We start from the raw sequence: 14,203 nt of genomic DNA, 5'->3' as shown, positions 1-14,203 counted from the left end.
TATGCCATTATTGGGTCAGCGCTTGCTGCCACTCTCGAATCCATGCTTTACGCTTATGAGCAACTTCATCTGCACTAAATTCTAATGCTTTATCAGGTACAGTTAATTGTTTAAATGCTGCTGGCAATGGCTGCTTAGTCACCGGATACATCCAGTTATGAGTGGCAATTTGAGATTGAAAGTCATCACTGACGATGAACTGCATAAATTGATCAGCAAGTTTAGGATGAGGGCTATTTTTCATTTTAGCCGCCACTTCAACTTGCATGTAATGACCTTCTTTGAAGTTAGCCGCCTTATATTGGGTCTTGTGCTCTTCAATGATGTGATAGGCCGGCGAGGTGGTGTATGACAATACCATATCTGCTTCACCATCAAGGAACATGCTGTAAGCTTCTGACCAGCCTTTAGTAACGGTAACTGTGTGTTTGGCTAATTGTTGCCATGCAGCGGCAGCTTTATCACCATAAACTGATTTCATCCATAACATTAGCCCTTGACCTGGAGTTGAGGTGCGGGGATCTTGATAGATCACACTGATGTTTTGATCATTAACCAGTGCTTTTAAACTTGTTGGTGGGTTGGGTAATTTGGTGCTGTCATAAACAAACGCAAAATAGCCATAATCGTAGGGAATAAAGGTGTCGTCATGCCAGCCTTTAGGTAGCGTTAATTTACTAAGATCAACATGCTGCTTGGCTAATAGCCCTGTTTGCTTGGCTTCAGTCATGAGATTGTTATCTAACCCGAGCAGAATGTCGGCTTGGCTGCGGCTGCCTTCAAGGCGAACACGGTTAAGAATTGATACGCCATCTTCTAAAGAGACAAAGTTAACCTTACAGCCATTACATTGCGCTTCAAAGGCTTTTTTAATGATAGGCCCCGGTCCCCATTCAGACGAAAACGAACTGTAGGTATAAACATTAAGAGTATTATCGGCGGCGAAGGCGTTGCTGGAGAGTAACGACATTGAAATTAACGGTAAAAGTGTATAACTGATTTTCACTATGCGCTCCTGATGTTTACATCCTGCAAACAAAATAAAAAGAGAGAGCGGCACAGGGTTGAGAGGGGAAGCATCATGCTGTAATAGCAGATTTACATGAGCGAAATACCCATGCGTTTCTCAATTCCTACGCCAGCATTACCTGGTTCAGGTTCAATGGGTTCTGCTATACCAATCAAGGTCATAACAACAATCTCAGCCTAACGGCTCCCCAATGAGAACACGAGTATTGTACCTGTAATAGACGTTAAGTTATAGCTTCCTATTTAACAACCAGTTGTAATCAAATTTGATGTTCTTAGCAGTGATTTTTTTATGCACACGATAATGATTTATATGCTGCAATAAAGCCTGTTGATTACCAAAGTCGGCACTATACCAATCATAAATTGACGATAAAGTGGTTTGGGTTGAGTTGGTACGTACCCCTTTAGGACTATTAATAAACCTGCTCGCAGCAGCATCGAGTTGATGATTTAATTGCTGGCTGTCAAATACTTGTGGTAGTAAATCAGGGCAGCCTAAACTGGCACAATTAACCGCATAATGAATACGAGGATCGCGCCAGATCGGACGTAATATTCGGTGTTCTATATCATTAAGACTAAGCGTTTTATTGTTGATCGTCACTATAGGTTGATCCCATGGTCCAAAACTAAAAAAGCCACCAAGTTTAGTGATAGAAGTGATTGGATAATTATTAATGATCAATTGCACTGTCAGCGCATTATAAAGATTAACCCAATAACTAAATTGGACATTACGATTATATTGACGTGGGTCAAGATCGCTTAGTTGCTTGATATAATTACTTAATTGTTGTTTGTCTGCGGTGGTGACATCACCATAACGAAAGAGTGTTTGTTGAGGTTGTACGACGAGATATTTATCCAATAACTGTTGCCATTGGTGATGATTTATTTGACGTTGATCAGTGGCAAGCTGATCCTGCCAATAAGGTAAAAGATCTGCCTTTGGTGCTGCGAAAATATTCATTGACCATAAAATACATAGTAAGCTTAAAACAATGCGCATAAGTAACCAATTATAGAGATATGATAACTACCAAGACCGCTATAAGTCTTAGTTTATTACAGGGTTGATAGTAATTTTAGGAACAAACGCCTGATTATTACAGGCGTTTTATTGCGCAGGTTATTTAAGCAAGGAAAGTTGGAATATTCGCTTCGTATTCAGCAATTTTTGCTTGATGTTGTAGCGTTAAGCCAATGTTATCTAATCCGTTTAATAGACAGTGACGTCGAAACTCATCAATCTCAAATGGGTATTGTTTGCCGTTGGCAAATACTGTCATAGCTTCCAGATCAACGGTGATCTCAGCCCCAACAGTTGCCTCTATATAGTTAAATAATTCATCAATTTGTTGCTCAGTTAAGCGTACTGGGATCATTTGGTTATTGATTGAATTACCATAAAAAATATCCGCAAAACTGGGTGCGATCATCACTTTAATACCGTAATCAGCCAGTGCCCACGGTGCATGTTCCCGTGATGAACCACAACCAAAATTTTCACGGGCGAGTAAAATGGTAGCGCCTTGGTAACGTGGTGCATTCATGACGAAATCTGGATTAGGCTGTTGACCGGCATCATCTAAAAAGCGCCAATCATGAAATAAGTGTTGTCCAAAACCAGTACGGGTGACTTTTTGTAAAAATTGTTTTGGAATAATAGCATCGGTATCAATGTTGGCGGTATTTAATGGCACTACCAATCCAGTATGTTGGGTAAAACCTGTCATAGTTATGTCCTTATTATGCCGATACGGGTTCAAGTTGGCGAATATCTACAAAGTGACCAGCACATGCCGCCGCTGCTGCCATTGCTGGGCTTACTAAGTGAGTTCGACCATCACGGCCTTGACGACCTTCAAAGTTACGGTTGCTGGTCGATGCACAACGTTCACCTGGGCCTAAGCGATCGTTGTTCATGGCGAGGCACATTGAACAACCCGGTAGCCGCCACTCAAAGCCTGCTTCAATAAAGATCTTATCTAACCCTTCTTGCTCGGCTTGGGCTTTGACTTGCTCAGAGCCGGGTACCACTAATGCTTGCACATGCGCCGCAACTTTACGCCCTTTCGCTATCGCAGCAGCAGCACGCATATCTTCAATACGAGAGTTAGTACAAGAGCCAATAAATACTTTATCAACTGCGTAATCAGATAATGACTTTTGCGCTTCTAATCCCATATATGCTAACGCTTTTTTAGCGGATGTTTGCTCGACAGGATCTGTAAAACTTTCAGGTGTAGGGATCGGCTCATCAACGGCGATTACTTGGCCTGGATTGGTACCCCATGTGACTTGTGGTTTAATCTCTTTAGCATCAAGGGTCACGACAGCATCAAACGTTGCCTCAGGATCAGACTTTAATGAACGCCAATATTTCACCGCAGCATCAAAATTAGCGCCTTTAGGTGCAAACTTACGCTCTTTAATGTAATCAAAGGTGGTTTGATCTGGTGCAATTAATCCCGCTTTAGCGCCAAGCTCGATCGCCATATTACACACGGTCATGCGACCTTCCATCGATAAATCAGTGATTGCCTCACCACAAAACTCGACCACATACCCAGTACCACCGGCAGCCGTGGTTTTACCTATTATTGCCAATACAATATCTTTGGCGGTAATACCTGCCGTCACTTTACCCTTAACTTCAATCTTCATGGTTTTAGCACGTGATTGTTTCAGGGTTTGAGTCGCTAATACATGCTCAACTTCAGAGGTACCAATACCAAACGCAAGCGCACCAAAAGCGCCATGAGTAGCAGTGTGTGAGTCACCACAAACAATGGTCATTCCTGGTAAGGTAATGCCGAGTTCTGGCCCCATTACATGGACAATTCCCTGATATTTATGGTTAAGATCGTATAACGTCACTCCGAAATCAGCACAGTTTTTAGCTAACGTTTCCATTTGGATACGTGCCATTTCACCAGAGGCATTAATGTCTTTGGTTTGAGTTGAAACGTTATGATCCATTGTGGCAAAAGTTTTATTAACTTGGCGTACTTGACGGCCTTGCTCGCGAAGGCCATCAAATGCTTGTGGTGAAGTCACCTCATGCACTAAATGGCGATCGATATACAAAATCGGGTTTTCGCCAGCAGCAGCAACAACGACATGAGCATCATAAACTTTTTGATAAAGTGTCTTGGCTGGGGTTGCTGGCGAAGTTGTATTATTCGACATTATGCTAATCCTTATGCGTGTTGAATATAGGCTGCGATTTTGTCACCCATTTCGCTGGTGGTTAGGGCGGTGCCATTACCAGCTAAATCAGCCGTGAGCTCACCGGCTTCTAATGCTTGTGCGACAGCCCTTTCTATTGCGCGGGCGGCATCTTCTTCACCAAGACTGTAACGTAGCATTAAGGCTGCTGATAAAATCTGTGCAATTGGGTTGGCGATATTTTTACCTGCAATATCAGGTGCTGAACCGCCTGCTGGTTCATACATACCAAACTTTTGTTGGTTTAAACTTGCTGATGGCAACATCCCCATAGAACCGGTGATCATTGCACACTCATCGGAAATAATATCGCCAAAAATATTTGAACATAGCATGACATCAAACTGCGATGGATCTTTGATTAACTGCATAGTGGCATTATCAATGTACATATGGGTTAAGCTAACATCGGGGTAACCCAGAGCGACTTCTTCAACAACTTCGCGCCATAAAATAGAACTTTGTAGGACGTTGGCTTTATCAATTGAGCATACTTTTTTACGGCGTAACTGAGCTGATTCAAAAGCAATTTTAGCAATCCGCTCAATTTCATAACGATGATAAATTTCAGTATCAAACGCTTTTTCTTGAGCGCCTTCACCTTCACGGCCTTTTGGTAGCCCGAAGTAAATACCGCCAGTTAATTCACGCACGACGGCAATATCAAAGCCACGCTCAGAAATATCAGCACGCAGCGGTGAAAAGCGTTCTAAGCCACGATGAATTTGTGCCGGACGTAGATTACAAAACAATTGAAAGTGCTTACGCAATGGAAGTAAAGCACCGCGTTCAGGTTGATCATTTGGTGCAAGGTGTTCCCATTTAGGGCCACCAACAGAGCCAAATAGCACTGCATCTGCTGCTTCACAGCCTTTTAAAGTGATGGCGGGTAATGGACAACCATGATTATCAATCGCAATACCACCAACATCGAACTGATGACAATGAAGAGTAATATCAAACTGCTGTTGCACCGCAGCCAATACTTTGTGTGCTTGTTGCATTACTTCTGGGCCAATACCGTCACCGGGTAGTACCGCTATATTATATGAACCTGCCATGGTGGATGCTCTCCGTAATGTACTAAAAATAAAATCGAATAAGTTATTGGCTATTTTGTTGTTTGATAGTCGCGATTTGATCGGCACGATGAATACTATTGATAACATGGATCAGAGCCTGACCTGACGCTTCAACAATATCAGTCGCTAGACCGGTGCCGTGGTATTTACGACCCTTGTAATTAGCAATGATATCCGCTTGTCCTAAACCATCTTCACCTTCGCCTTTGGCAGTAAGATCAAATTTATCTAATACAATCTCATAACCTGTTAGACGATAGATACATTGATAAAGCGCATCAACCGGACCATTGCCGACGGCAGCTTCACACTTTTCTTCTGCACCACATTGAAGTTTAATGCTAGTGGTTGCCATTACACTGCCAGATTGCACGCTCAAATAGTTTATTTTGAAAAAGTCATCTTCATCGCGCAGGTTCGCAAAATGCATTAATGCTTCTAGATCGTAATCAAATACTTGGCCTTTACGATCTGCCAATTTAAGAAAATCAGCGTAAAGTTTATCTAGATCGTATTCATGTTCGGTATAGCCAAGGGTATCCATATGGCTTTTAACGGCAGCTCGGCCTGAGCGACTAGTAAGATTTAGCGCTTGATTCTTAAGACCGATCGAATTGGGGGTCATGATTTCGTAGGTATTTTTATTTTTCAGCATGCCGTCTTGATGAATACCGGAAGAGTGGCTAAAAGCATTGCCTCCGACTATCGCTTTATTAGCTTGAATCGGCATATTACATAGCTGACTGACCATTTTGCTGGTGCGATGGATCTCGCTATGTTTGATATTAGTATGCACCCCTAATAGTGATTGGCGGGTTTTAATGATCATCGCAATTTCTTCGAGGGCGCAGTTTCCTGCTCGCTCACCAAGACCATTTATTGTGCCTTCAACTTGACGAGCCCCTGCTTGAATCGCTGCCATTGAATTAGCAACTGACATGCCTAGATCATCATGGCAGTGAACGGAAATGACGGCTTTATCGATATTAGGTACGCGATCAAACAGTTGGCTGATAATGCCGCCAAACTCACTTGGAAGGGTATAACCAACAGTATCAGGAATATTAATAGTATTAGCGCCAGCTTTAATCGCGGCCTCGACCATACGGCATAGGTTATCTATTGGTGTTCGTCCCGCATCTTCACATGAGAATTCGACATCATCGGTATATTTTCGTGCGCGTTTTACCGCCGCAATACCCATTTCAATGACATCATCATAGCTACGGCGCAATTTATCTTGTACATGAACCGTTGAGGTTGAAATAAAGGTATGAATACGAAATGCTTCTGCGACTTTTAATGATTCAGCTGCAACATCAATGTCTTTTTCGACAGCACGAGCAAGCGCACAGATTCGGCTATGTTTAATGTGTTTAGCAATAGTCTGTACTGACTCAAAATCACCGGGGGACGAGACTGGAAAACCAGCCTCGATAACATCGACGCCTAACCGTTCAAGTGCATAGGCTATTTGCAATTTTTCTTTAACCGTTAAGCTGGCTGATAATGCTTGCTCGCCATCACGCAAGGTTGTATCAAAAATAATGACCTGATCTTTCATAGTGACATCCTTTTAAATATAAGCCGATATAAGGCTGAGTTCCGCATTCACTTGCGCTGGTCAAAATATGAAAAAACCCGCGCTTGGTTGCGCGGGTTTTGAAATCTTTGGTGGTGTTTCCCACTCGATAGCAACCCGCGTGATTATGTCACGATAAGGAGGAGCGCTAAGAGGATAGAGAAACGTGTTTTCATTTTATTAAAGACTTCAATAAATTCAGTTAACAAATGAATATCAAATAGACAGGCTATAGGTCAACCAAAAGTTGTGTTTTTTTTGTACTTTTAGTCAGTAAGGGGGGCTAAAAAAGATCAAAAAGCGGGTTGTAGAGGCTAAGTGTGAGTCGTTACTAACTTTAAAAAATAAATTGAATGACAATTATTAATAATATAATTAGTTATAGAACTAGAAACCATTATTAAAAATAATAATTGTTTCTAGTTATTATATTTATACATCAATAATATTTACCTGATAATATATACAAAATTTAAATATATAATAAGTATATAATATTCTCATTGTGAATTTTAATTTGAAAATAAATGATAATCTTTGAAATTAAAATACTATTTTATCTTATTTTATTAACGTTTGTTTTATTTATATTAAATTAATTTTATCTCTATATGTTATTAATCTGTTGATTTTTATGGTTTTATTTTTCTGAATTATAATTAAATAAGTGACTGTTCATATTGTCTTATTTTCTATTATTAGTTTCATCAATCTATATGGTTGATACTTATCGTATCCCAACAAGGGCATCTAAAGCAGACACTGTAGACAGTAAAAATAATGTCTAAGTTAGTATGGCATTGCGATGCACCAATAATAATTAAATTTTAGAGGTATACCATGAGCCGAACAACTACTTCAGTTTCTGCTGTTGATAATTATAGTATGGAATCAACATTACGCAGTGTAGATCTTAATTTATTGACTGTTTTTGATGCGGTTATGCAGGAGCAAAATATCACTCGTGCAGCGCAAAATTTAGGCATGTCGCAACCAGCAGTAAGTAATGCTGTTGCGCGTTTAAAAGTGATGTTTAATGATGAACTATTTATTCGTCATGGTCGTGGCATTCAACCAACGCAACGTGCTAAACAATTGTTTGGTCCATTACGCCAAGCATTACAGTTGGTAAAAAATGAATTACCGTGTTCTATTTTTGCGCCATTAACATCAAGCCGCACTTTTAAACTCGCAATTTGTAGCCCTTCAGATATGCGTTTTGCACCGACAGTGTTATCGACGATGCGCGAACAAGCACCGAATATTCAATTGCAATTAGAAGCAGAATTAGACGCAGAATTACCACAAAAAATGCGTTATCAGGAAGTTGATTTTGTGATTGATTATGCACGATTTGATGAAGATGGTTTCTGTAGTACAGAGTTATTTTGCGATGAGTTAGTTGCTATTGTCGCTAACGATCATCCTCGTATTAGTGACAGCATTTCTGCTGATGAGTTTAACACTGAAATGCATGCGGTACTGAAATCTGTATCGGATGTGAAAATGTTTGCTGATGATATTTATAATCACAGTGCAGCAAATTGTCAGGATGCTTATCAAGGTGCAAGTCTAAACGATATTATGTTTGTAGTAAGTCAATCTGAATTGATTGCCGTTGCCCCTCGTTGGTTAGCTGAAGCATCAGCTGAAAACTTACAAATTAAAGTATTACCGCTCCCATTTGCTAATGCTAAGATCACTGGCTATCTGAGCTGGCATGAATCAACGCAGAAAGATAAAGGTAATATTTGGATGCGTGATCAGTTAATGGCTATTTGTGGTGATCTGACCAGCTAATAGTTGATATAGCGATACCATAAGGCCAGCTTAAACGCTGGCTTTTTTATTGGCTAAATAAAATTATATCGGCTGACGAGAGCATTTAAATGGCTAACGTAACGGTGTTTTTAGCGGTGATATTTAATACTCGTATTTCCACACAGATTTTTTCTGTTATGGGGGCATGTTATTTATAGATTCTTACACTTTTACTGTTTACTTAAAAAGTTATTGAAGACAATAAGTAAGCAGGTATAGAGTGATGTGGATCATTAGAAACTATAATTTAATATGCATTATAGTTGGCTTTTCAAAGACTGAATTGTAGACTGCACCTCTCAAATAAGCTTACAAGTGTAAGCTAAAAAAACAGAGTACTTATGGCACAACATGATTTCCATATTGTTCACCGTATTCGTCAGCAAATTGCGCGCTTAGGCGACAGTCCTGCTTTACGTCATCAAGTTGATGGTGAATGGCAAGATATTAGCTGGAATAATTTTGGTGAAAAAATTCAACAATTGGCTTTGGCATTGTTAAATCAAGGTTTAGCAGTACAAGATAAAGTCGGTATCTTTGCTAATAATATGCCTCGTTGGACCGTTGCTGATTTTGCCTCGTTATATAACCGTTGTGTTACGGTTCCTATTTATCCAACTAATACGCCTCAGCAAGCGGCATATATTATTAATGATGCCAAAGTAAAAGTATTGTTTGTTGGTGAGCAAGCTCAGTTAAATGCTGCGGTTTCTATTGCTGATCAGTGTCCAGGTTTAGAACTTATTGTCGCGTTAACCGATGATATTGAGTTACCTCAACATCCTTTAGTTTGCCATTATGTGGATTTTTTAAAGACCGCCACCTCAGAACATCAATCAGAGCTTGATGTGCGCCTTGGTGATTTAGCGATGGATGATTTATTGACGCTAATTTATACCTCAGGTACGACAGGTACGCCAAAAGGGGTGATGCTTGATTATGCTAATGTCGCTTCACAAATTATTGCCCATGATGAACGACTAGCATTAGATGAAGGTGATACTTCACTGTGTTTCTTACCTTTATCACATGTGTTTGAGCGTGCTTGGACATTTTATGTGTTACACCGTGGCGTGGTTAACTGCTATCTAGCTGATACTAATAAGCTTAAAGAAGCATTAGTGACGGTTAAGCCTAACTACATGTCAGCTGTGCCACGAGTGTATGAAAAAATATATTCAGGTGTGCATGAGAAAGTGTCTCGAGCGCCGATTCACCGTAAGATCATTTTTACTTGGGCGGTGAATATGGGAGCAAGAATGTCACTTGCTCGTCAGCAATGCCGTGAACCATCATGGTTATTAAAAAAGAGCTATAACCTTGCTGATAAAGTCGTGCTATCTAAGCTTCGCGCAGTGCTTGGTGGTAACATTAAATGTATGCCATGTGGCGGTGCTAAGTTAGATGCGGGCATTGGGCGTTTTTTCCATGCGATGGGGGTTAACGTTAAGTTAGGCTATGGCATGACAGAAACAACCGCGACAGTATCTTGTTGGGATGATCGTTGTTTTAATCCCGACTCTATCGGTATGCCGATGCCGGGGGCTGAAGTTAAAATTGGTACAGATAATGAAATTTTAGTTCGCGGCCCAATGGTTATGCGTGGCTATTATAATATGCCGGAAGAAACCGCCAATAACTTTACTGAAGATGGTTTTCTAAAAACGGGTGATGCGGGTTATATTGATGAACAAGGTAACTTGTTTATTACTGATCGTATTAAAGAATTAATGAAAACTTCGGGTGGTAAATATATTGCACCACAAGTGATTGAAGGTGCGATCGGTAAAGATCACCTGATTGAACAAATTGCAGTAATTGCAGATACCCGTAAATTTGTCTCGGCGTTGATTGTGCCATGCTTTGAAACATTAGAAGAGCATGCTCGCGAGTTGAATATAAAATATAAAGACCGCATAGAATTGGTTAAACATAGCCAAATTGTGGAGTTAATTGAAAAACGTGTTGTTGAGCTACAAAAAGATTTAGCCCGTTTTGAGCAAGTGAAAAAATTCACCTTATTACCAAAATCGTTTTCGATGGATAAAGGTGAACTAACACCAACGCAAAAATTGCGTCGTAAAGTGATTCAAGATCGTTACCATAAAGAAATTGAACATATGTACGAAGAAAGCCACAAAAAAGCCCAACAAAAAGACGACTAAGCCGTTTTTTGCTTACATTTAAGAAAGAAGCCTTATTGGCTTCTTTTTTTATGGCTATTACACAGTGATATGTACTAATTTATTATTGAATAATAGTGGTTGGTAGTAGTGCGCTAATAAATAGTTATATAAAGCATTACTAATTTCAACCGCGATAGATAAAAACCGTAAACTCCCATTTTGCTCTAGTAATGAATGCTGCAAAAGCGTTAAGGTTGTTGCAGTTATTTATAGTTGTTATTACAACTGTGATAAACATAGCATGCTTAGTCATGTTTTTTATTAGGCTAAAAATAAGCCCTAACTATGTTTCATCGATCTGGAGACAAAATATGGAAATGTTGTCTGGCGCAGATATGATCGTTCGTTCAATGATCGATCAAGGCGTTAAGCATATCTTCGGTTATCCCGGAGGTTCAGTACTTGATATTTATGATGCACTGCATGAAAAAAGCGATATTGAACATGTACTTGTGCGTCATGAGCAAGCAGCAGTGCACATGGCTGATGGCTATGCTCGAGCGACAGGTGAGGTTGGTGTTGTACTGGTAACCTCTGGACCTGGTGCAACCAATGCTATTACTGGTATTGCTACCGCTTATATGGACTCGATCCCATTAGTGGTACTGTCTGGCCAAGTGATGAGTAATCTGATTGGTAATGATGCTTTTCAAGAGTGTGATATGGTTGGTATTTCGCGACCTGTCGTAAAGCATAGCTTCCTAGTTACTAAACCTGAAGATATCCCCACTATTATCAAAAAAGCCTTTTATATCGCTGCTAGTGGCCGCCCAGGGCCCGTTGTGGTCGATATTCCTAAAGATATGCTTAATCCTGCAGAAACCTATCCATATCAATATCCTCAATCGATTGCATTACGTTCATATAACCCAACTACGCAAGGCCACAAAGGTCAGATTAAGCGTGGTGTTAAAGCTTTATTAGTGGCGAAACAACCAGTGCTTTATGTGGGTGGCGGTGCGATTATGTCAAGTTGCAGTGAGCAACTAATGACCTTAGCTGAAAGCTTAAATATTCCGGTGGTAAATACGCTAATGGGGCTTGGTGCTTTTCCGGGAACGCATGAAAAATGTTTAGGTATGTTGGGGATGCATGGCACTTATGAAGCCAATATGGCAATGCATAATGCTGATTTGATTTTTGGTGTTGGGGTTCGATTTGATGATCGCACCACTAATAACCTTGAGAAATACTGCCCTAATGCCACCATTATGCATATAGATATTGATCCATCATCGATATCGAAAACCGTGGCTGTTGATATACCGATTGTTGGTTCTGCTGAAACCGTTCTCATCAGCATGCTAAAGCTGATTAATGAGCAAGATAGCAATGCGAATCAAGCCTTATTACAGCCGTGGTGGCAACAAATAACAACTTGGCGTCAACGCCAATGCCTTCGTTATGACACTACTAGTGGACGTATTAAGCCACAACAGGTGATTGAATCCTTGTATCGCCTCACAGATGGTGATGCATATGTCACTTCTGATGTTGGTCAACATCAAATGTTTGCTGCTTTGTATTATCCATTTGATAAACCGCGTCGTTGGATTAATTCTGGTGGTCTTGGCACCATGGGCTTTGGTTTGCCTGCGGCGATGGGGGTTAAGTTTGCATTACCTGATGCAGAAGTGGTGTGTGTAACTGGCGATGGTAGTATTCAAATGAATATTCAAGAGCTTTCTACAGCATTGCAATACGATATTCCGGTAAAAATTATTAATCTTAATAATCGTTTTCTTGGAATGGTAAAACAATGGCAGGATATGATTTATCAGGGGCGCCACTCTCAGTCTTACATGGATTCTGTGCCTGATTTTGCTGCAATTGCAGAAGCATATGGTCATGTTGGTGTCCGTATTTCTGATCCAAAGTTGTTGGATCAGCAACTAGAGCAAGCACTGGCACTGAAAGATAAATTAGTCTTTATTGATATTAGTGTGGATGAAACTGAGCATGTATACCCAATGTTGATCCGTGGTGGGGCGATGAGTGATATGTGGTTAAGCAAGACGGAGCGAACTTAATGCGTAGAATTATTTCAGTATTACTTGAAAATCAGCCCGGTGCGCTTTCTCGTGTGGTGGGACTATTTTCTCAGCGTGGTTATAACATTGAGTCATTAACTGTTGCACCAACTGATGATCCAACCTTATCACGGTTAAATATCACCACTCAGGTTCAAGATGAGGCTGCTTATGAACAAATTGAGAAGCAACTTCATAAATTAATTGATATTTTAAAGGTAAGTAACGTTACTGAATCTGATCATATTGAGCGGGAGTTGATGCTGGTAAAAGTTAAGGCTAGTGGTTTTGCGCGTGCAGAAGTAAAACGTACTGCGGATATATTCCGAGGCTTAATTGTTGATGTTACCAGTAAGATTTATACCATTCAATTAACAGGAACCGGTGAAAAGTTAGATGCGTTTTTAGCAGCGGTAGGTGAGGCAACTGAAATTATTGAAGTTGCGCGTAGTGGTATCGTTGGTCTTGCTCGTGGTGAACGGGCTTTAAAAGTATAATTCTGTTGCAAACAAAAACCCATGCCATCTAGGTGTCATGGGTTTTGTTATGTCATTAGCTTAGTAAAACTAGAGATAAGGACTGACCGAGCTAACCGCATTTTTTGAGTGATTATTCATGATTGTTTGCGCAAGTTCAATATCACGATCTAATACTGCTTTCATTAACGCCTCATGCTCACCAGCATCACTATAACGATTTTCGCTATCACGAGATTGACTTAGCCAAATATGACGATAACGTTTTAGTTGATCATAAATATCAAGGTAAAGATCAAGCAACACTGGCGAATTACTACCAGATAAAATAGCAATATGAAAATCACCATGACGTTGTTCCCACTCTGAGAGATCAGCATCATCAGATGTAGGATTAAGGCGACTTAATTTATGGTAGCTAGTGAGAATATTGAGTTCCCAAGCCTCATCACCCTGCAAAATCGCTTTTTTTAATAATTCATGTGAGATTAATTGATGAGCATTAAATAGATCAGTTAATTCTTCCACTGAAACTGGCGCTACCCAGCAACCTTTTTGGGGAGCAAATTTAACATACTTTTTCCACGATAATTGGACTAATGCTTCACGAATAGGGGATGCACCAATTTGGTAATGTTCTTTCAAATCGGCAACAACAAGTTTTTGTCCGGGAGTCAATTTGCCAAGCAAAATATCTTGTCGTATGACCTCCATGATTTTATTGGTTTGCGTAGGACTGGACACAGTTTCCCTCTTTGTTGTT

General features: G+C 40.2%; 11 protein-coding genes and 1 riboswitch. Of the genes, 4 read left to right on the top strand and 7 right to left on the bottom strand.

The genetic code is table 11. From position 1 onward, the window contains the following. Positions 1 to 7: 7 nt before the first annotated feature. The 6 genes from thiB to leuA all read right to left on the bottom strand — a co-directional run bounded on the left by thiB (position 8) and on the right by leuA (position 6,909). Positions 8 to 970 carry a thiamine ABC transporter substrate binding subunit gene (thiB, locus tag PPBDW_RS13835; RefSeq protein WP_054262113.1) on the bottom strand — a complete coding sequence of 321 codons (963 nt, stop codon included), beginning with the start codon at positions 968 to 970 and terminating at the stop codon, positions 8 to 10. 143 nt (positions 971 to 1,113) lie between these two features. Beyond that, positions 1,114 to 1,230, bottom strand: a riboswitch (TPP riboswitch). 28 nt (positions 1,231 to 1,258) lie between these two features. Further along, positions 1,259 to 2,041: a DUF547 domain-containing protein gene (locus PPBDW_RS13830; RefSeq protein ID WP_036796167.1), complete on the bottom strand. Its 783-nt coding sequence runs from the start codon at positions 2,039 to 2,041 to the stop codon at positions 1,259 to 1,261. Positions 2,042 to 2,165: 124 nt separating this feature from the next. Next, positions 2,166 to 2,768, bottom strand: coding sequence for a 3-isopropylmalate dehydratase small subunit (gene leuD, locus PPBDW_RS13825; protein ID WP_036796166.1), 603 nt, complete (start codon positions 2,766 to 2,768; stop codon positions 2,166 to 2,168). 13 nt (positions 2,769 to 2,781) lie between these two features. Beyond that, positions 2,782 to 4,224 (bottom strand): 3-isopropylmalate dehydratase large subunit, encoded by a 1,443-nt coding sequence (gene leuC, locus PPBDW_RS13820; protein ID WP_036796164.1) that lies wholly within the window; start codon positions 4,222 to 4,224, stop codon positions 2,782 to 2,784. Between the two features lie 11 nt (positions 4,225 to 4,235). Next, positions 4,236 to 5,324, bottom strand: coding sequence for a 3-isopropylmalate dehydrogenase (gene leuB / locus PPBDW_RS13815; RefSeq protein ID WP_036796163.1), 1,089 nt, complete (start codon positions 5,322 to 5,324; stop codon positions 4,236 to 4,238). A 43-nt stretch (positions 5,325 to 5,367) separates the two neighbouring features. Beyond that, entirely contained in the window at positions 5,368 to 6,909 is a 1,542-nt protein-coding gene (gene leuA / locus PPBDW_RS13810; protein WP_036796161.1) for a 2-isopropylmalate synthase, read from the bottom strand. 858 nt (positions 6,910 to 7,767) lie between these two features. Between leuA and leuO the strand changes: the two genes are divergently transcribed. The 4 genes from leuO to ilvN all read left to right on the top strand — a co-directional run bounded on the left by leuO (position 7,768) and on the right by ilvN (position 13,461). Further along, entirely contained in the window at positions 7,768 to 8,727 is a 960-nt protein-coding gene (gene leuO / locus PPBDW_RS13805) for a transcriptional regulator LeuO (RefSeq protein ID WP_036796160.1), read from the top strand. Positions 8,728 to 9,089: 362 nt separating this feature from the next. Further along, complete coding sequence (locus tag PPBDW_RS13800) at positions 9,090 to 10,913, top strand: AMP-dependent synthetase/ligase (protein ID WP_036796159.1); 1,824 nt, start codon at positions 9,090 to 9,092, stop codon at positions 10,911 to 10,913. A 332-nt stretch (positions 10,914 to 11,245) separates the two neighbouring features. Beyond that, positions 11,246 to 12,964, top strand: coding sequence for an acetolactate synthase 3 large subunit (locus PPBDW_RS13795; RefSeq protein WP_036796158.1), 1,719 nt, complete (start codon positions 11,246 to 11,248; stop codon positions 12,962 to 12,964). Next, positions 12,964 to 13,461: an acetolactate synthase small subunit gene (gene ilvN, locus PPBDW_RS13790; protein ID WP_036796156.1), complete on the top strand. Its 498-nt coding sequence runs from the start codon at positions 12,964 to 12,966 to the stop codon at positions 13,459 to 13,461. Before PPBDW_RS13795 ends, ilvN begins: the two co-directional genes overlap by 1 nt. 69 nt (positions 13,462 to 13,530) lie before the next feature. Here ilvN and PPBDW_RS13785 read toward each other — a convergent pair whose 3' ends face one another. Next, positions 13,531 to 14,154 carry an FCD domain-containing protein gene (locus tag PPBDW_RS13785; RefSeq protein ID WP_036796492.1) on the bottom strand — a complete coding sequence of 208 codons (624 nt, stop codon included), beginning with the start codon at positions 14,152 to 14,154 and terminating at the stop codon, positions 13,531 to 13,533. Positions 14,155 to 14,203 lie beyond the last annotated feature (49 nt).

The organism is Photobacterium kishitanii (genome assembly GCF_000613045.3).
GTDB classification, from domain to species: domain Bacteria; phylum Pseudomonadota; class Gammaproteobacteria; order Enterobacterales; family Vibrionaceae; genus Photobacterium; species Photobacterium kishitanii.
The sequence above is the reverse complement of the archived record's forward strand: the minus strand, read 5'-3'. Positions and strand labels throughout refer to the sequence as shown.